The organism is Enterococcus sp. DIV1328a (assembly GCF_050536905.1).
GTDB classification, from domain to species: Bacteria; Bacillota; Bacilli; order Lactobacillales; family Enterococcaceae; genus Enterococcus; species Enterococcus faecalis.
This window is the reverse complement of sequence record NZ_CP172912.1, coordinates 669267-689280: the sequence shown is the minus strand read 5'-3', so window position 1 is coordinate 689280 and position 20014 is coordinate 669267. Positions and strand designations below refer to the sequence as shown.

The window sequence follows — 20014 nt, the reverse complement described above, 5'->3', positions numbered from 1 at the left end:
AAAAACGAATCTAGCACTAGATTCGTTTGAACTCGTATTTTGATTATTAATAATTAGTGGACTGTCCCAATGTGACTTCCTAGAAACAAATGGTTCAACACATGGTGTACATTTTCTATCCCCTAGGCGATCCCTGTAGTCCCTACAGTTCTTCTATTTATAAGGTTTCTCGTTTAGACAAGCCACGTTCTAAGATTTTTTGGCTTCTAAGATACTCTGAATTTTCTGTACTTTCAGAAAAAGACAACTCTGTTTCGATCTCCTCTGACTCAATACAAATGAGTTCTTTGCCATACCATTGTGCTTTATACAACAGTTTAGCTAAAAATAAAGACCAAGCCAGTTCAGAACGATCATGTTTTGGCGGCCGTTCATTACTGTGATGGGCTTTTTCAATACAAATAACATCGTAACTTGAAACCAATTCCGTTGTAATTTTGTTTAAAATATCCATTCGTTGGTTGGCTATTTTTTCGCGAATTTTTGCGACTTTTATTTTTTGTTTTTGATAATTTTTTGCTTGCGAAAGATCGACACCTTTTTCCAAAGCAATCATTTTACGCTTGTTTAATTTTCGTTCTTCTTGACGTAGTTTTTGCTTTAAATGCTTTGAACAATAGCTTTTTTCGAAGCTTTCACCATTCGAAAGCAGCGCAAATTTTTCCCTACTGCTACAAATTCCCACCATTTTTTGTTGCTTTGTTTTCGTTTCAATCGGCGCTTCACACAAAATGGAAACATAATAATTGTGACTCGCACTCATAGAAATAGTTACAGATTTTATCTCCCCCAGCGGTTGGCGGTGTACCTTCATTTTAATTAAAGATTTCAATTTAGGTACTTTCAAATAACGATTATCCAAAATTTTGACCGTGCCATGTTGATTGTTTGTAGTGTAGGAATGCACCGTTTCTTTCTTTTTCTTTTTTGGAAAGCCCATCCCTTTTTCCCGATAAAAATTTTTAAAGGCTCGATCCAAATAAACTTGTGCATTTGCCAAGGCTAAACTATCAACTTCTCTGAGGACAGGGTATTGTTTCTTATATTTAGCTGGCGTTGGCATTTTAAACGTTTGTTGAGGATTTTTTCGCATCTCTTTGTAGATATCAATCCGGTCTTGTAACATTAAATTATACACCAAGCGAACACAAGAAAATGTTTTTTGAATAAACTCTTCTTGTTTTGAGGTTGGATAAAGTCTGTATTTATAAGCTTTCAGAGCCTTCATCTCATAACCACCCTACCAAGATAGTTAGAAAAGAAGCTGGTTATAAACCAGCTTTTCTTTTCTTCTCTTCAATTTTTTCACGGTACATTGCAACTTCGTCTTCAGCACAATAAACATAGTGTCCATTGAGAATTTCACGGAGCTCACGATCTTTCCCATCTGCCGCTGCAGGCTGGTAAACGATCCGTTTACGTGTGCGTTCATAGTCTGGATCTGGTAATGGAATCGCAGAAAGCAAACTTTCTGTATAAGGATGAACGCCGAAATTATAGACATCATCACTTGTGCCCATTTCCAATAATTTCCCACTGTGCATTACGCCAATTCGGTCACTAATATGTTTTACCATCGATAAGTCATGTGCGATAAACAAGTAAGTTAAGCCTTGTTCTTTTTGTAAATCTTGTAATAAGTTTACTACTTGGGCTTGAATCGACACATCCAAAGCCGAAATCGGCTCATCACAGATAATGAAACGTGGATTAACCGCTAAAGCACGAGCAATCCCAATCCGTTGACGTTGCCCACCAGAAAACTCATGAGGATAACGCGTACTGTGACTTGGATTTAATCCCACCGTTTTTAAAAGTTCATTGACTTTTTCTTCCCGCTCTTTTGGTGTTTTAGCTAATCCATTGACATCGATTCCTTCAGCAATAATATCATTGACTTTCATTCTTGGATTCAATGAAGCATATGGATCTTGGAAGATCATTTGAACATCGCGGCGGAATGCTTGCATGTCCGCTTTTGATTTAATTTTGCTAATGTCTTTTCCATCGAAAAGAATTTCACCAGCAGTTGGATCATATAAACGAATGACACTGCGACCAGTTGTTGATTTTCCACTTCCTGATTCGCCAACTAATCCAAAGGTTTCGCCTTCATAAATATGAAAACTAATGTCATCAATGGCTTTTACTTCGTCTTTACGACCAACATTGAAATACTGTTTCAAACCAGTGACTTCTAATAGGACTTTTTTCTCTTCTGCCATTAATTACTACCTCCTGGATTTTTTTGACGCTCTGCATAAATTGCCCAACGACGAACAATCTCTGCTGGAGGCGTAACTTTTGGTGCTTGTGGTGCTAATAACCACGTTGCTGCTTTGTGTGTCGGTGATACTTCAAAATAAGGTGGTTCTTTTTCTGTATCAATTTTTAAAGCAAACTCATTCCGTGGATAGAAGGCATCTCCAGTTGGTGGATCTAATAAATCTGGAGGTGAACCTGGAATCGCATAAAGTTTGTCTTCTGTTCCTTCCATCGTTGGCATTGACCCTAAAAGTCCCCAAGTATATGGATGTTGTGGATTATAGAAAATTTCTTCTGCTGTTCCCACTTCAACCAGACGTCCACCGTACATGACAGCGACACGGTCAGCCACGTTCGCTACTACCCCTAAATCATGGGTAATGAAAATAATCGAAGTGCTAATTTTTTCTTGTAAATCTTTTAATAACTCTAAAATTTGTGCTTGGATGGTTACATCCAACGCTGTAGTTGGTTCATCTGCAATTAGAACTTCGGGATAACAAATTAAAGCAATTGCAATGACAATCCGTTGACGTTGCCCACCAGAAAATTGGTGTGGATAGTTTTTCAAACGTTTTTCAGCATTAGGAATGCCGACTAATTTTAGTAATTCTAATGCTTGCGCTAAGCCTTCTTTTTTTGAGACTTTATTATGTTTGATTAATGATTCCGCCACTTGTTTGCCAATTGGCATCGTTGGGTCTAATGAAGTCATCGGATCTTGGAAAATCATTGCGATTTCTTTACCACGAATGGCTTGCATTTGTTTTTCTGTTTTATGAACAATATCTTGTCCTTTAAACAAAATTTCCCCGTTATCAATATTGGCATTACTGCTCAACAAACGCATAATACTGCGGGTTGTAACAGATTTACCACTCCCTGATTCACCTACGATGGCTAACGTTTCACCTTTATAAAGATCAAAACTCACACCACGAATGGCGTTGACTTTACCTGCAAATGTATCAAAGGAGATTCTTAAGTCTTTAACTTCTAATACTTTTTCCATAGTCATTCACCACTCTTACTCTTTCATCTTAGGATCAAATGCATCACGTAAACCATCAGCTAACAAGTTGAAACAAATCATGATAACTGAAAGTGTTGCCGCTGGAATCCACATTAAATATGGAAGGAAACGGAAAGTTTTGTATCCTTCGTTTAACAAGGTTCCTAAAGATGCGGTTGGTGGACGTAAGCCTAACCCAATAAAACTTAGGAACGCTTCAAAGAAAATTGCCGATGGGATACTGAACATCATTTGGACAATAATGACACTTGAGATATTCGGTAAAATATGTTTAATAGCAATTTTCCAACGAGATTCGCCCAATGTTTCTGCTGCCATGACAAACTCTTGATCTTTTAGTTTCATGGTCTGGGCTCGCACAATCCTGGCCATTGATATCCAGTTTGTAATAACCATGGCCAAAACAATCGAAACAATCCCTGGATCAAAGACTGTTAGCATCAAGATCATAACAACTAAGTTAGGAATACCAGAAAGAACTTCTAAAATACGTTGCATTACTGTATCGACACGACCGCCGACTAACCCGGAAATCAGTCCATACGTTACCCCAATCGTAATATCTAGAATTGCCGCGATAAACGCAATTAATAAGGAAATACGTGTTCCCATAAATAAACGACTTAGGACATCACGACCTAAACCATCTGTTCCTAGATAAAAGTTTACGTTATCTGGAACGTTTGCTTGTGCATATTTATCAACTAATTGACCAGCAACTGTTGTTTTACCATTTAAACCATTCACGCTTTCCAAGCCAGGAATTCGTGGTGGTAAGTTAATGTAAGAAACATTTTGTTTCGTTGGGTTATGTGGTGAAACCCAAATGGTAATAATAGAGATAAAGATAATAACTGCTAAGAAACTCATTGAGATAACTGCAGCTTTATTCTTTTTCAAACGACGCCATGAGTCTTGTAAGAAACTTAAAGACGGTGTGGCAATACGCTCTCTTTCTTTTAGAGTTGAAGTGTTTAGAGGCTGAAACTCATCTGCCGGAATATCTTTAATCGCTTGTGGTAGATTATTTTTATTGACTGTTTCCATTAGCCTTTTGCACCTCCTGATACGCGAATTCTTGGATCAATTAAACCATAAAGTAAGTCAACAATCAGAATTACAACAACTAACATTGTTGAATACAAAATAGTTACTGCCATAATTGTTGGATAGTCGTTTGTCATAATTGATTTTACAAACTGTTCCCCAATTCCAGGGATGGCAAAAATATTTTCTACTACTAAAGAACCTGTCATTAAACCAACGGCTAAAGGTCCTAATAAGGTAATCAATGGAATTAAACTGTTTCTTAACCCGTGGCGGAATGCAACTTGCCAGCGACTCAAGCCTTTTGCTTTGGCTAATTCGACATAATCACTATGCAAGACCTCTACCATCTCGGTTCGAATAAACCTAGCCGAATCGGCCATTGGACTCATTGCCAAGGCAATAGTTGGTAAAATTGTGTAGGCAAAACCATTCCACATAGCAATTGGTAAGATTCTTAATTTCATTGCAAAAATGTATTGTAATAATACCGCGAAAACAAAGTTTGGAATAGAACGACCTAAAATGGCTAACAATGTTGCCAACGTATCTACCCAAGTATTTTGACGCATCGCTGCGATAATCCCCAATAAAATACCGACTAACGTACCAAAGATAATCGCTTGTCCTCCCAGTTGAAGGGATGGCCCAATTCGACCAGCTAATAACTTAGCAACAGGTTGGTTTTTAAATTGGAATGAAATACCAAAGTCTCCTGTTACCAGGTTCTTTAAGTAAATTCCGTATTGAACAATCACTGGTTTATCTAAGCCAGATTGTTTATTCAACATAGCGATTGTTTCTGGACTAAGTTTTTCTTGGTTGGTATAAGGCGTACCTGGTAATAATTGCATTAAGAAAAACGTAATCGTTGCGATTAACCACAAAGTGATAATCATGAAAAAGATCCGTTTAAGAAAATATTTTCCAAAACTATTCAATAATGACACCTCCGAGATTTTTTTGACTTCCTCAGTTATTTTCGTTAAAGTAATGACTAGATAGACCACAATAATAGATAGGGTGAACACATGAAAACTTTTAAATGGCCAATTATTACAGCCGTTATTTCCAGTATCGGCATTTTTCTTTACTTATTAATAAGTAAAGAACCTATCACTACCTCCTCATTATCAGATACCTTCTTTATCGTTTCGCTTTTCTTTTTAATTATCGGCATTGCTTTATGGATTATGTCCTCTGGCTTTTTCGATAACTTTCAGCGCTCAATGAAAAACGCGTTTCGTTTTAAAAAGAAAAATGAACCGAAAGAGTTTATCCCGCTTTCAGTCATTGGCGATGCACATCGCTCTTTCTGGCTAAAAACTGGGGGCATCTTACTGATTCTGTCTTTAGGCTTTCTACTATTTTACTTGGTCTAAGACAAGATAGCAAGAGGACCGTTGCCTTTTATTCCATGGCAAAGGTCCTTTTTTGTTTGCTATCGATCTTTTGTCAGGTTATTCTGAAATGTATGCCCATTTGTAGTCATACGTTGCGCCAGCAGGATGAACTGCGACATCTTTGACTTTTTCAGCACGTAAATGCGCTTCTGATTTTTGGAATAATGGTACCACACCCATGTCTCCCATAATCGTTTTCTCTGCATTTAACATATCATCCCAACGTTTTTCAGGATTTGTCGCATCTGCGCTACTTGCTGCTTTCACGAACTTGTCAAACTCTGGATTGTTATAACGTCCACGGTTATATGAGTTATCTGAAGCAAATAAGTCTAAGAAACTACTTGGATCAGCATAGTCAGCACTCCAACCACCGATTACTGCATCAAAGTCGCCTTTGTTTGAACGATCTAAACGAACGGAGAATGGAACCGGACTAACCGTTACCTTCACACCATCTAAAGCATCTTGAATTGACCCTTGAACAAATTCAACTGTTTTCTTAGAAGAATCTGCATCTGAAGAAAGAATATCCATTGTTAAGGTTGAAATCCCCAATTCTTTTTTCGCTTTTTCCCAGTATTCTTTAGCTTTTTTCGTATCATATTCAATTTGACTACCTGCTTCTTTAGCAAAGTCTTTGCCGCCACTTGGGTCTTTTGCCATATCTGCTGGTACTAAACCGTTTGGCTCGATAGAACCATCCCCTAAGATTGATTCAACTAACGCTTTACGGTCGATTGAGTAAGAAATTGCTTTACGTAAGTTCGCATTTCTAAATGGTGATTTTTCATCACGTTGATTTAGTTCCATATATTGTGTTGATGCTTCTTTTTGACTAACAAAAGCTGGGTCATTGGCCATTTGTTGAGCTAATTCACCAGAAAGAACGACATCGTCTGTTTGTCCATCTTGGAACAAGTTCAACGCGGTTGGTGATTCTTTCACAACATTCACATCTACTGAGTCCAGTTTCACTGTGTCTTTATCCCAATATTGATCGTTTTTCTTGAATGACCATTTTGTATCTGTACCAGGACCATCAAAGCCATCTAAGACGAATGGACCATTGTAGACAGCACTTTCGCTGTTTGATGCATAATTTTTACCATATTTTTCCACAATATCTTGACGTTGTGGGAAGAATGATGGGAAAGCTAATAAGTAATCAAAGTATGGTGTTGCTTTTTCTAAAGTGATTTCTAATTCTGTATCACTGACTGCTTTAATTCCTAATTCTGATTTATCTTTTTCCCCTTTAGCAATGGCATCACCATTTTTTACAGAGGCATACAGATAAGCATATTCAGAAGCTGTCGCTGGATCAACTGTTCGTTGCCATCCGTAAACATAGTCATTAGCAGTCACTGGTTTACCGTCTGACCATTTTGCATCTTTATTTAATTTAATTTTGTATGTTAGTCCATCTTCAGAAACTTCTGCTTTTTCCGCTGCACCTGCAGGTTGGACTTTGTTATCTTTGTCTAAACGATAAATTCCTTCATATACATTATTTAATGCAATAAAACTAATTCTGTCTGTTGCTAGTGATAAATCAGCTGTTGGCATTTCTTGTTGTTCTGTGACACGTAAAACTTGTTCGCCACTTGCCTTACCGCCACCAGACGCGCTTGAGCTATCTGACGTTCCGCCGCCTCCACAAGCCGCTAAAGTTGTTACGCTAAATAATGTAATCACACCGAATGTTAATGACTTTTTCAATTTCATAGTGTTGCCTCCTAAAATAATGCAATCTGTATTTTCTGAAAAATCAGAATTTAATAATTATTTATTGCTATGGAATATATCTTACATTTTTCATATTAAAATTGCAAGTCAAAATGTTAACTTTTTTTAATTTTTCTTCTCTTCCTATCAGAAACCACTCTTTTTCTTCCTGTCTTTTATTGCAATTCTTTTGTCAGTTTTCTAAACATTATGGTAAATTAGGAAGTAAAGGAGTGACAAAATATGAAAAATTCTACGTTTTTAAAGGATTTGTTTGCTATCGATAAAGCAAATGACGAATTATTTCGGTTAGTTGGTGTCGCAATTTGTATGGCAATTCCATTATTAATTGGTTATTTTTCCAATAATTTACTCATTGGGACCTTTGGCTCGATGGGCATTTATACGTTTATTTATTATCAGCCGCTTCCTTTGCCTCAATTATTGCGCAGACTGAATATTGTTGGCTTTTTTATTGTTCTGGGCAACAGCTTAGGAATGCTAAGTCACCATGTACCTTGGTTGATTCCCATTACAATTGCCATCGTCGCTTTTCTTGCACGCTTACTTTTTAGATTGTATGGCATTGAGAAGCCTGGTGCTTTGTTAGTTATCATGTCAACCGCAATGGGAACAAGCAACAATTTTCCTTTACATAAGATTCCCATCATGGCCAGTTTTGTTCTTTTAGGAGTAGTGACCGGCATTATCATGGGCATTGTGCTTCATTTCATCGACAAGCGCCCCTACGTTTTTCAAAAACGGATGTCTCTTCAAGAACGACTTTATATCGATCCCGCTTCTTTATTAGATGCTTTGCATTATGCGGCCATTTTATTTTTAGCGGCTTATTTAAGTCAATCGCTTCATTTAGTCAACGCCTATTGGATGACGTTTACTTGCGCAGCCATTTTACAAGGGGAAAATTTACATTCTGTGATGCAGCGAAATGTGCAACGGATTCTAGGTACGAGTCTTGGTTTGTTGCTTTCTGCAATTTTATTAATGATTCCCTTTACACCTTTACAAACAATCGGTATCATTAGTATTCTATATGCAGCTTTTGAAGGATTCATTAACAGAAACTATGCGATTGCCAGCTTTTTTATTACCCCGATGTCCTTATTATTATCAAATCTTGCACGACAGCAAGTCATTAGTAATCTTTTAAACTATCGATTAGTCGGGATTGTGTTAGGTAGTTTACTTGGTTTTGCCGGCGCTTATGTTTTCACAACTGCGCTACGTTTCTATAATCGGGCCTACTCAATTGATGAAACCTTTGAAAATCAACAAGAAGAAAGAGGCGTTTTATGAAAATAACTTATCCCTTGCCACCAAATCTGCCAGAACAACTTCCTCTATTAACGAACTGTCAATTAGAAGATGAGGCAATCTTAGAAAATCATTTGTATCAGCAGATTGATTTATCGAATCAAGAAGTTCGTAACTTAGTCTTTCGGGATGCTGTTTTCGATCATCTTTCATTAGCAAATGGCCAGTTTGCTTCTTTTGATTGTAGTAATGTGCGTTTTGAAGCTTGCGATTTTTCTAACGTCGAATGGCTGTCTGGCAGTTTTCATCGAGTGACTTTCCTTCGTTGCAATTTGACAGGAACGAATTTTGCAGATAGCTATTTAAAAGATTGTCTATTTGAGGATTGCAAAGCCGATTATGCTTCTTTTCGTTTTGCAAATTTTAATCTTGTTCACTTTAATCAGACTCGTTTAGTCGAAAGTGAATTTTTCGAGGTCACCTGGAAGAAACTCCTTCTAGAAGCTTGCGATTTAACCGAAAGTAATTGGCTAAATACTTCTTTAAAAGGATTGGATTTTTCCCAAAACACCTTTGAACGCTTGACTTTCTCACCAAACTATTTATCAGGTCTTAAAGTCACCCCTGAACAAGCCATTTATTTGGCAAGTGCCCTTGGTTTGGTGATTACCTAAGAAAATTTTAAAAAAATAGCCGAATAACTGGTTCTGTCGGTTCTTTCTTATTAAATTGTTATTAATTTTTTGGAAAAACCAACGGAACCATTTTACTTGTGCCTTATTTTTAGGTAAACTATCTTAGGTTAAGCAATCTCTTTTTTTGGAACAAGAGAAACTTTTGGAATCATTTCCTATAAATCATGAAGAGATTATGACAAACGTTCTTCTAATCCAAGAACGTCTTTTGTCCTATACTCGATTCTACTCAAAAGGAATGTCAGTGAATGAATATAAAAAAACAAGGCCTCGGTCAAGCGACGGGAAAAATCATTTTAATGGGGGAACACGCCGTTGTTTACGGCGAACCAGCAATCGCCTTTCCTTTTCAAGCGACAGAAATCACAGCCGTCTTTACCCCGGCAAAAACTATGCAGATTGATTGTGCATATTTTACAGGATTGCTTGAAGACGTGCCCCAAGAGCTAGCAAATATCAAGGAAGTTGTTCAGCAAACCTTACATTTTTTAAAGGAAGATACATTTAAAGGCACTTTGACCTTAACAAGTACGATTCCCGCTGAACGAGGAATGGGCTCAAGCGCAGCAACCGCTGTGGCCATCGTTCGAAGCCTTTTTGATTATTTTGATTACGCTTATACATATCAAGAATTGTTTGAGCTTGTTTCCTTAAGTGAGAAAATTGCTCATGGCAATCCTAGTGGTATCGATGCCGCAGCAACAAGCGGCGCTGATCCCTTATTTTTTACTAGAGGATTTCCGCCCACACATTTCTCGATGAATTTATCTAATGCCTACTTAGTAGTAGCTGATACGGGAATTAAAGGTCAAACACGTGAAGCAGTGAAAGACATTGCGCAGCTAGCTCAAAATAATCCCACAGCAATCGCTGAAACAATGAAACAATTAGGTTCTTTTACTAAAGAAGCGAAGCAGGCAATTTTACAAGATGATAAACAAAAATTAGGTCAGCTAATGACGTTAGCGCAAGAGCAACTCCAGCAATTAACCGTCAGCAACGATATGCTGGATCGACTAGTGGCTCTCTCTCTAGAACATGGCGCTCTAGGAGCAAAATTAACCGGCGGCGGTCGCGGTGGCTGTATGATTGCCTTAACAGATAATAAAAAGACCGCACAAACCATTGCACAGACTTTAGAAGAAAATGGAGCTGTTGCTACATGGATTCAATCATTAGAGGTGAAAAAGTAATGCTTTCAGGAAAAGCACGAGCGCATACAAATATTGCTCTGATTAAATATTGGGGAAAAGCCAATGAAGAATACATTTTACCAATGAATAGTAGTTTATCATTAACATTAGATGCCTTTTACACAGAAACAACTGTGACATTTGATGCCCATTATTCAGAAGATGTATTTATTTTAGATGGTACCTTGCAAAACGAAAAACAAACAAAAAAAGTCAAAGAATTTTTGAACCTTGTTCGTCAACAAGCCGATTGTACTTGGTTTGCAAAAGTGGAAAGTCAAAATTTTGTGCCTACTGCAGCTGGTTTGGCTTCTTCAGCGAGTGGTCTAGCTGCTTTAGCAGGGGCCTGTAACGTAGCCTTAGGATTAAATCTTTCAGCAAAAGACTTATCACGTTTAGCGCGACGTGGTTCAGGTTCTGCTTGTCGCAGCATTTTTGGTGGTTTTGCTCAATGGAACAAAGGCCACTCTGATGAAACTTCGTTTGCTGAAAATATTCCAGCCAATAATTGGGAAAACGAATTGGCCATGCTCTTTATCTTAATTAACGATGGCGAAAAAGATGTTTCCAGCCGTGATGGAATGAAACGAACAGTAGAAACTTCTAGCTTTTATCAAGGTTGGTTGGACAATGTGGAAAAAGATTTATCCCAAGTTCATGAAGCAATTAAAACAAAAGACTTCCCTCGTTTAGGAGAAATCATTGAAGCCAATGGGTTAAGGATGCATGGAACAACCTTAGGCGCTGTCCCTCCATTTACTTACTGGTCCCCAGGCAGCTTACAAGCGATGGCTTTAGTTCGCCAAGCACGGGCCAAAGGAATTCCTTGCTACTTTACAATGGATGCAGGTCCGAATGTCAAGGTCTTAGTCGAAAAGAAAAACTTAGAAGCATTAAAAACATTTTTAAGTGAACATTTTTCAAAAGAGCAGTTAGTCCCAGCTTTTGCTGGTCCCGGAATTGAATTGTTTGAAACGAAAGGAATGGATAAATAAGCATGATTGAAGTTACTACGCCAGGAAAGTTATTTATTGCAGGAGAATATGCCGTTGTTGAACCTGGCCACCCTGCCATTATCGTTGCTGTGGATCAATTCGTAACTGTAACTGTCGAAGAAACAACAGATGAAGGCAGTATTCAATCTGCACAATACAGCTCTTTACCTATTCGTTGGACACGCCGAAATGGTGAGCTCGTATTAGATATTCGCGAAAATCCCTTTCATTATGTTCTAGCGGCGATTCATCTAACTGAAAAATATGCGCAAGAGCAAAACAAAGAATTGTCATTTTATCATTTAAAAGTGACGAGTGAATTAGATAGTTCAAATGGACGAAAATATGGTCTTGGTTCAAGCGGTGCGGTAACCGTTGGAACTGTCAAAGCCTTGAATATTTTTTATGATTTAGGTTTGGAAAATGAGGAAATTTTCAAATTATCAGCATTAGCTCACTTAGCCGTTCAAGGAAATGGTTCTTGCGGAGATATCGCCGCCAGCTGTTACGGGGGCTGGATTGCCTTTTCAACCTTCGATCATGATTGGGTCAATCAAAAAGTAGCCACTGAAACATTAACTGATTTGTTAGCAATGGACTGGCCTGAATTAATGATTTTTCCGTTAAAAGTACCGAAACAACTACGTTTACTAATTGGTTGGACAGGTAGCCCTGCGTCCACTTCAGACTTAGTTGATCGAGTCCATCAATCAAAAGAAGAAAAACAAGCGGCTTATGAGCAGTTCTTAATGAAAAGTCGGCTTTGTGTCGAAACAATGATTAATGGCTTTAACACAGGAAAAATTTCTGTTATTCAAAAACAAATTACTAAAAATCGCCAATTGCTTGCCGAATTATCTTCACTGACTGGTGTGGTAATCGAAACAGAAGCCTTGAAAAATCTTTGTGATTTGGCTGAATCTTATACAGGAGCTGCGAAATCTTCTGGCGCTGGCGGGGGCGATTGTGGGATTGTAATTTTCCGCCAAAAATCTGGGATTTTACCATTAATGACTGCTTGGGAAAAAGACGGAATTACCCCACTGCCACTTCACGTCTATACCTATGGTCAAAAGGAGTGTAAGGAGAAGCATGAATCGAAAAGATGAACATCTATCATTAGCTAAAGCGTTCCACAAAGAAAAAAGTAATGACTTTGATCGTGTGCGTTTTGTTCACCAATCGTTTGCTGAATCCGCTGTTAACGAAGTGGATATTTCCACTTCGTTTCTTTCTTTTCAGCTTCCCCAACCTTTTTATGTCAATGCAATGACAGGTGGTAGTCAGCGTGCAAAAGAAATTAATCAGCAATTAGGCATTATTGCCAAAGAAACTGGCCTCTTAGTTGCGACAGGATCTGTCTCGGCAGCGTTAAAAGATGCTAGTTTATCGGATACGTATCAAATTATGCGAAAAGAAAACCCAGATGGACTCATTTTTGCCAATATTGGTGCAGGCTTGGGTGTGGAAGAAGCAAAGCGAGCGCTTGATTTATTTCAAGCGAATGCCTTACAAATCCATGTAAATGTGCCCCAAGAATTGGTCATGCCTGAAGGAGATCGTGATTTCACTAATTGGCTAACCAAGATTGAAGCTATCGTACAGGCCGTAGAAGTGCCTGTCATTGTCAAAGAGGTTGGCTTTGGCATGAGCCAAGAAACCTTAGAAAAACTCACCTCTATCGGCGTTCAAGCAGCGGATGTGAGCGGCCAAGGCGGAACGAGTTTTACACAAATTGAAAATGCCCGGCGGAAAAAACGAGAACTTTCTTTCTTAGATGATTGGGGGCAATCAACGGTCATCTCTCTTCTGGAATCACAAAATTGGCAAAAGAAACTAACTATTCTCGGCTCTGGCGGTGTGCGTAACTCTCTTGATATTGTCAAAGGACTCGCTTTAGGTGCCAAAAGCATGGGAGTTGCTGGGACTATCTTAGCTTCCCTTATGAGTAAAAATGGTTTAGAAAATACCTTAGTCCTTGTACAGCAATGGCAAGAAGAAGTGAAAATGCTTTATACTCTTTTAGGAAAAAAGACGACAGAAGAATTGACGAGTACCGCACTTATCCTCGATCCAGTTTTAGTTAATTGGTGTCATAACCGTGGTATCGACAGCACTGTTTTCGCAAAACGTTAAAGAGACCAGAACATTAATGTTCTGGTCTCTTTATTTGAGTTCTTTTATCCTACATAAGCATCTAAGATAATTTGTTTTAGTTCACTAATTAATGGTTCTTTCGGATTTGCAGTTGTACATTGGTCTTCATATGCAAGTTCTGCCATACGATCAACCGTTGTGTCTAATGTTTCTTGTGAGACACCTTGGGCTTTCAAGTTCATGTCAATTCCGACTGATTTACCTAAGTCTGCTACTGCTGTTGCTAAAGCTTCTACTAATTCTGCGGTAGTATTTCCTTTTAAGCCTAAGAATTTTGCAATATCTGCATAATCAGTATCGGCGCGGAAGTAATCATATTTAGGGAACATTGCGTGTTTTGATGGATCTTTCGCATTGTAACGAATAATATGTGGTAATAAAATCGCATTTGTACGACCATGTGGAATGCCATATTCCCCACCAATTTTGTGAGCAATAGAGTGACAAATACCTAAGAATGCATTAGCAAATGCCATCCCTGCCATGGTTGATGCATTATGCATTTTTTCGCGAGATTCCATATCTGGACGTTTCACTGAATTTTCTAAATGATCGAAAACTAACTTGATTGCTTGTAAACTTAAACCACGTGTGTAATCTGAAGCCATCACGGAAACATAAGATTCAATAGCATGTGTTAAAACATCCATACCTGTATCTGCAGTGACTGAAGCTGGCACAGACATTACGAACTGTGGATCAACAATCGCTACATCTGGTGTTAACGCATAGTCTGCTAACGGATATTTCACGTGTGTTTCACTATCAGTAATAACGGCAAATGGTGTAACTTCTGAACCAGTTCCTGAAGTAGTTGGAATACAAACAAATTGTGTTTTTTCTGGTTTGGCAATTTTATATGTCCGTTTGCGGATATCTAAGAATTTTTGTTTTGCACCAAAGAACTCTGTATCTGGGTGTTCATAGAACATCCACATGCCTTTCGCCGCGTCCATTGCAGAACCGCCACCCAAGGCAATCACTGTATCTGGTTGGAAATCAACCATCATTTTGGTACCTGCATAAACAGTATTTGTTGATGGGTTTGGTTCAACATCAGAAAATACTTCGATTTTCACATCATTTTTACGTTTTTGTAGCTCTTTACGTACGATATCTGCATAGCCAAATTGAACCATACCTGGGTCACAAACTAACATGACACGTTCAACATTTTCCATTTTTTGTAGATATTGTAAAGAATTTTTTTCAAAGAAAATTTTTGGAGGTAATTTAAACCATTGCATATTATTTCTCCGTTTCGCTACCGTTTTAATATTAATTAAGTTAATGGCTGATACGTTTTTAGAAACAGAGTTTTTCCCGTATGAACCACAACCAAGTGTTAAGGATGGAATCATTTCGTTATAAATGTTACCGATACCGCCTTCTGCTGATGGAGTATTCACTAAAATACGACAAGCTTTCATACGTAAACCAAAAGCAACTTGTAACTCTTCATCTTCTGTATGAATTACTGCTGTATGTCCTAAACCACCTAAGTTTAACATCGCTTCACATAGTTCAAAAGCATGCTCTGCATTGTTTGATTTCATCATTGCTAAAACTGGCGATAATTTTTCTCTTGATAATGGATATTCTGGACCTGCACCTTCTAATTCAGCGACTAAAATTTTTGTGCCTTTTGGTACGCTAATTCCTGCTAATTCAGCAATTTTTTCTGCAGAGTTACCGACAATCGCTGGATTTACTGCGTATTTGCCTTCATTCATCACTGCATCTTCTAGTTTTTGTAATTCATTCGGTTTCACGAAGTAAACATTGTGTGCTTCAAACTCAGCTTTGACAGAAGCATAAATTTCTTTATCCACAATGACCGCTTGCTCAGAAGCACAAATCATTCCATTATCAAATGATTTTGAAACAATTAAATCATTAACCGCACGTTTTACTTTAGCCGTTTTTTCAATATAAGCTGGTACGTTCCCAGGACCAACGCCTAGTGCTGGTTTACCTGTTGAGTACGCAGATTTTACCATGCCTGCGCCACCAGTTGCTAAAACAATGGCAATCCCTGGATGATTCATCAAAGCAGATGTTGCATCAATCGATGGTTGTTCAATCCATTGAATACAATTTTCTGGTGCACCTGCTGCAATCGCCGCATCCCGTACAATACGTGCCGCTTCTGCCGAACATTTTTGTGCGCTAGGATGGAAAGCAAAAACAATTGGATTTCTTGTTTTTAAGGCAATTAGTGATTTAAAAATAGTTGTTGACGTTGGGTTTGTTGTTGGTGTGACCCCACATACCACGCCAACTGGCTCAGCAATTTCCATTAAACCGGTTTGTTCGTCTTTGTTAATTACACCCACTGTTTTATCATGTTTAATATTATTCCAAATGTATTCAGATGCATACATATTTTTGATTGCTTTATCTTCATAGATTCCACGGCCAGTTTCTTCGACAGCCATTTTTGCTAAAGGCATATGTTGGTCTAACGCCGCCATCGCCATTTGATGGACAATGTGATCTACTTGTTCTTGTGTAAAATCTTCCATTGCTTTTAAAGCGACATTCGCTTTTGTTGCTAATTCATCAATCATTGATGAAACATCAACCGTTTCTGTCTTTTCTTTTTTTACTGTTTTAACCATGTTCATCCTCCTAAGAGTTTCATTTTAAAAAAACTTTGTTAACTATTTCACATTCACATCATACAACATAAAACGAATCTTGTAAATAGTTTTTGTGATATTTTTCACAACTATTTATAATTTTTTTTATCTCAAAAAAAAAGACCTATTCTTTTTTCTAGAATAAGTCTTCAATATCATGCCAGTCCCTTAAAGGATTTTTTGATGTCTGTGCCAATAATTGTTGATAGTCAAAAAATTCATTTGGCTTAACCTTCTGAATGTCTTTACGACAGTCTTTGACAGATAAATGGGTTTGTTTTTTCCAACGATAGGTGAGTAAATAAGTCAATAAATCTTCTTCGTTGATGGAAGAATAACCTAGTTCACGAAAATTTTGGCACTTCTTTTTAATACTTTTATTGAGCATTTTTTGTTGTAACCAACTTAATTTTTCCTTTGTCATGGGCTCTTCTCCTTCCAACCAAGCGAAAGATTGCTCACTTTTTAACTATCTTCCAACACTATAAAAAGGAACCTTTTTTGTAAACTTAATAGTTAAAAAGGACTTAGGACGTAAGTCCAAATGACCTACCTTCCTAGTCCTACATTTTAAGATAAACGACACGAGCGGAATAGGAATTATCTCTTCTTATTGGCTTTCTCGTGTGACTACTGGTCACAGTTTCGCCTTTGAAAAGCCTGTTCCGCTCTCTCTAACCATTAAATGAATTAGTTGAACCGTTTAGTCTTTCTTTTCTTTTGAAGGATCTGATGTTTCAGGAACTTCAGTTACTTCTTCTGTGACTGTCTCTTCAACTTCTGTGACTGGTACACTAGTTACTGCTGAATCATTTGTAACAGCAGTTCCAGGTGTTACAGTTCGAATTGCTGCACGGTCAAATTCTAAGACAATACCTTCGCAATCGATTAAAACTGTTTTTTCGTTGATTTCACTTAAAACACCATGTAAACCACCAATTGTGACAACACTATCGCCAGTTTTCATTGCGTTTAGTTGTTTTTGACGTTCTTGTTGTTGTTTCTTTTGAGAACGTGTCATGAAAAACATCATTCCTCCTAAAAGGACTAATGTAAAAATCATTGTAAATCCGCCACCCATTTGTTTCACCTCACTCTGCATTATTCACACTACTAACTGTATCAAAAAAATGCTTGAAGAACTAGTTTTTTCCTCTAATTTTTAGAAACTTTTTGCATTCGCTTTATTAAAGCCATATTCTTCAAAAAACGCTTGTCGGAATTCTAATAAATTGTCGTCCATAATTGCTTGACGGACATTTTTCATTAAGTCTAACAAGAAGTATAAATTATGATACGATGTTAAACGGATTCCGAATGTTTCATCACATTTAATCAAATGACGAATATAGGCCCGCGTATAATTACGACAAACATAACAATCACATTTTTCATCAAGCGGACGAAAATCTCTTGCATATTGGGCATTTTTAACAACCAAGCGACCTTGTGAAGTCATACAAGTACCATTGCGCGCAATACGTGTTGGTAGCACACAATCAAACATGTCAATCCCACGAATCACTCCATCAATTAATGAATCAGGGGCACCCACACCCATTAAGTAACGTGGTTTATTTTCAGGAATTAACGGTGTCGTAAAGTCTAAGACTCGGTTCATTTCTTCCTTAGACTCACCAACAGATAAGCCACCAATCGAATAGCCAGGAAAATCCATACTCACTAAATCTTTAGCACTTTGACGACGTAAATCTTCAAATCCCGCACCTTGAACAATACCGAATAATCCCTGTCTATCAGGATTCGCATGGGCTTTTAAGCCACGCTCAGCCCAACGAGAAGTCCGTTCAATCGAACGTTTGACATACTCATAGCTTTCATCAAATGGTGGACATTCATCAAAGCTCATCATAATATCTGATCCTAATTTATTTTGAATATTGATCGCTTTTTCTGGAGAAAGGAACATTTTTGAACCATTTAAATGATTTCTAAAATGCACACCTTCTTCTTCGATTTTCCGCATATCACTTAATGAGAAGACTTGGAAGCCACCTGAATCAGTTAAAATAGGTTGATCCCAGTTCATAAATTTGTGTAAACCGCCTGCTTCTTCGACTAAATCTTCACCTGGGCGTAACCATAAATGGTAAGTATTACTTAAAATAACACCGGCACCCATTTCTTTTAATTCTTCTGGTGACATTGTTTTAACTGTCGCAAGTGTACCTACCGGCATAAACATTGGTGTTGGAAATGTGCCGTGAGGAGTAATTAATTCACCTAAACGCGCACCTGTGTGTTTATCTTTTTTGATTAAACGATAACGAATGGCTGGTTCCGTCATTCATTTCCCTACTTTCTACTATAATTTGTCCTCCCATCATCATACTTTTTTTTTATTGAATTTGCAAGGATTTCTCAAGGTTTCTTTTTTCAAAAAAGGATCCTTAAAAAACATCAACTAGTTCAAATAATTCAAATGAGCTAGTTGCTGTTTGGCACTTATTTTGTCGCTGTATATTTTTCTAAATCTTGCATCGCTGTTTTCACAATTTCAGGGGTAATTTTTTGTTTCATATAATGAATCGTTTCGCCTTCTATACAAGCACGTTCTGCTACTTCTTGATACTCGGCTTCAGTTAAGTCCATCTCCATTTCTTTTAAAGAAATAGGCAAACCTAGTTGGTGATAGAAAGGAATTAATTCATCGATTTCTTGCCATTTCTCTTCAATGGCTAATTGAACAAACACACCATACGCCACTTTGTTTCCATGCAATTGTTGATGGCTAGCTGGCAGCAAAGTTAGTGCATCATGAATGGAATGGGCACCCGCTGTCCGACCATAATCATCGCCAAAGCCACCCACCATTCCACCAATAATTAAATTCGTTTCGATGACATCAATAAACGATTGATTTAATTGCTGCTCTTCCATCGCTTTTAAAGCATTGATACTTTCATTTAACAAAATATCGCGACATTTTTCCGCGGCAAAATGAGAAACTTGAATAGGTAACACTTGGACATCTAACTGCGAAATAATCGCATCTGCTTCGTACCATTTAGCTAATGTATCCCCAATACCTGCCACCATTAAGGACCGAGGCGAATGCAATAACACTCTTGGTTCTACCAACACCAAAGCGTTTGCTTGCGGAAAAACGTCATACCGTTCCATTGCTCCATCTTCTCGATACATTACACTCAATGGCGTGCACGGCGCACAAGTAGCTGCTAAAGTGGGCAAAATAATTACCGGTAACGCCATTTTGTGTGCTAAGGCTTTGCCCAAGTCGGCCACTTTTCCTCCACCAACAGCGACGATGGCCTCTAAATGATTGTCCAGCACTTGCGCTTCTAACTCTTGCACACGTTGATCTGTACAAACACCTCCATAGTTTTCAAAAACAGCTGTTACTTTTTGAAACGTCGGAAAATACGGTTTTGCCGCTTGCCATGACTCAGTCCCGTGTAAAATGAATACACGATGAATATTTCTGCATAATAGTTGTCCTTCTAATAATTCCCACGAACCAATTTCGCAAAGATACTCTTGTGGTGTCCCTCTCACAATTAATGATTGTTCCATCTTGAAAATCCCCTTCATTTTTGACT

At 37.9% G+C, this 20014-nt stretch carries 18 protein-coding genes; 7 read left to right on the top strand and 11 right to left on the bottom strand.

All coding sequences use genetic code 11. The features are described 5' to 3' along the window. Positions 1–157: 157 nt before the first annotated feature. The 5 genes from IGL93_RS03325 to opp1B are packed head-to-tail and all read right to left on the bottom strand — an operon-like array spanning position 158 to position 5286. Positions 158–1228 (bottom strand): RNA-guided endonuclease TnpB family protein, encoded by a 1071-nt coding sequence (locus IGL93_RS03325; protein ID WP_010775667.1) that lies wholly within the window; start codon positions 1226–1228, stop codon positions 158–160. Between the two features lie 40 nt (positions 1229–1268). After that, on the bottom strand, positions 1269–2225 hold the full coding sequence (opp1F, locus tag IGL93_RS03320; protein WP_002355795.1) for an oligopeptide ABC transporter ATP-binding protein Opp1F: 957 nt from the start codon (positions 2223–2225) through the stop codon (positions 1269–1271). Continuing rightward, positions 2225–3283, bottom strand: a complete 1059-nt coding sequence (gene opp1D / locus IGL93_RS03315; protein WP_002355794.1) for an oligopeptide ABC transporter ATP-binding protein Opp1D — start codon at positions 3281–3283, stop codon at positions 2225–2227. The genes opp1F and opp1D overlap by 1 nt, the downstream gene beginning before the upstream one ends. 9 nt (positions 3284–3292) lie before the next feature. Then, positions 3293–4345 carry an oligopeptide ABC transporter permease Opp1C gene (gene opp1C, locus IGL93_RS03310; protein ID WP_002355787.1) on the bottom strand — a complete coding sequence of 351 codons (1053 nt, stop codon included), beginning with the start codon at positions 4343–4345 and terminating at the stop codon, positions 3293–3295. Beyond that, positions 4345–5286 carry an oligopeptide ABC transporter permease Opp1B gene (opp1B, locus tag IGL93_RS03305; protein ID WP_002381304.1) on the bottom strand — a complete coding sequence of 314 codons (942 nt, stop codon included), beginning with the start codon at positions 5284–5286 and terminating at the stop codon, positions 4345–4347. The genes opp1C and opp1B overlap by 1 nt, the downstream gene beginning before the upstream one ends. Before the next feature lie 90 nt (positions 5287–5376). Here opp1B and IGL93_RS03300 point away from each other — a divergent pair, with 90 nt between their 5' ends. After that, positions 5377–5727: a DUF3899 domain-containing protein gene (locus tag IGL93_RS03300; RefSeq protein WP_002355784.1), complete on the top strand. Its 351-nt coding sequence runs from the start codon at positions 5377–5379 to the stop codon at positions 5725–5727. 78 nt (positions 5728–5805) lie between these two features. Here the strand turns inward: IGL93_RS03300 and opp1A are convergent, their stop codons facing one another. After that, positions 5806–7476, bottom strand: coding sequence for an oligopeptide ABC transporter substrate-binding protein Opp1A (gene opp1A / locus IGL93_RS03295; protein ID WP_010775666.1), 1671 nt, complete (start codon positions 7474–7476; stop codon positions 5806–5808). A 243-nt stretch (positions 7477–7719) separates the two neighbouring features. On the opposite strand from opp1A, the gene IGL93_RS03290 reads away from it, so the two are divergent. From IGL93_RS03290 to fni, 6 genes are all read left to right on the top strand, one after another. After that, the gene (locus IGL93_RS03290; protein ID WP_002355782.1) at positions 7720–8793 is read left to right on the top strand and encodes an FUSC family protein; all 1074 of its coding nucleotides are present in this window, start codon (positions 7720–7722) and stop codon (positions 8791–8793) included. Then, on the top strand, positions 8790–9425 hold the full coding sequence (locus IGL93_RS03285) for a pentapeptide repeat-containing protein (protein ID WP_002376088.1): 636 nt from the start codon (positions 8790–8792) through the stop codon (positions 9423–9425). The genes IGL93_RS03290 and IGL93_RS03285 overlap by 4 nt, the downstream gene beginning before the upstream one ends. A 269-nt stretch (positions 9426–9694) precedes the next feature. Further along, positions 9695–10639, top strand: coding sequence for a mevalonate kinase (gene mvk / locus IGL93_RS03280; protein ID WP_002355780.1), 945 nt, complete (start codon positions 9695–9697; stop codon positions 10637–10639). Further along, the gene (mvaD, locus tag IGL93_RS03275) at positions 10639–11634 is read left to right on the top strand and encodes a diphosphomevalonate decarboxylase (protein ID WP_002358822.1); all 996 of its coding nucleotides are present in this window, start codon (positions 10639–10641) and stop codon (positions 11632–11634) included. The genes mvk and mvaD overlap by 1 nt, the downstream gene beginning before the upstream one ends. Before the next feature lie 2 nt (positions 11635–11636). Next, positions 11637–12743, top strand: a complete 1107-nt coding sequence (locus tag IGL93_RS03270) for a phosphomevalonate kinase (protein WP_002355777.1) — start codon at positions 11637–11639, stop codon at positions 12741–12743. Continuing rightward, the gene (gene fni, locus IGL93_RS03265) at positions 12727–13770 is read left to right on the top strand and encodes a type 2 isopentenyl-diphosphate Delta-isomerase (protein WP_010775665.1); all 1044 of its coding nucleotides are present in this window, start codon (positions 12727–12729) and stop codon (positions 13768–13770) included. The genes IGL93_RS03270 and fni overlap by 17 nt, the downstream gene beginning before the upstream one ends. A gap of 44 nt (positions 13771–13814) precedes the next feature. On the opposite strand, the gene adhE is transcribed toward fni, so the two are convergent. From adhE to IGL93_RS03240, 5 genes are all read right to left on the bottom strand, one after another. Continuing rightward, positions 13815–16412, bottom strand: a complete 2598-nt coding sequence (gene adhE, locus IGL93_RS03260) for a bifunctional acetaldehyde-CoA/alcohol dehydrogenase (RefSeq protein ID WP_002388933.1) — start codon at positions 16410–16412, stop codon at positions 13815–13817. Between the two features lie 157 nt (positions 16413–16569). After that, the gene (locus IGL93_RS03255) at positions 16570–16875 is read right to left on the bottom strand and encodes a post-transcriptional regulator (protein WP_002355774.1); all 306 of its coding nucleotides are present in this window, start codon (positions 16873–16875) and stop codon (positions 16570–16572) included. Positions 16876–17136: 261 nt separating this feature from the next. Next, positions 17137–17535: a preprotein translocase subunit YajC gene (gene yajC, locus IGL93_RS03250; protein WP_002383336.1), complete on the bottom strand. Its 399-nt coding sequence runs from the start codon at positions 17533–17535 to the stop codon at positions 17137–17139. Positions 17536–17595: 60 nt separating this feature from the next. After that, positions 17596–18741 (bottom strand): tRNA guanosine(34) transglycosylase Tgt, encoded by a 1146-nt coding sequence (tgt, locus tag IGL93_RS03245; protein WP_002355772.1) that lies wholly within the window; start codon positions 18739–18741, stop codon positions 17596–17598. Between the two features lie 158 nt (positions 18742–18899). Then, positions 18900–20006, bottom strand: a complete 1107-nt coding sequence (locus IGL93_RS03240) for an iron-containing alcohol dehydrogenase family protein (RefSeq protein ID WP_016617482.1) — start codon at positions 20004–20006, stop codon at positions 18900–18902. Positions 20007–20014 lie beyond the last annotated feature (8 nt).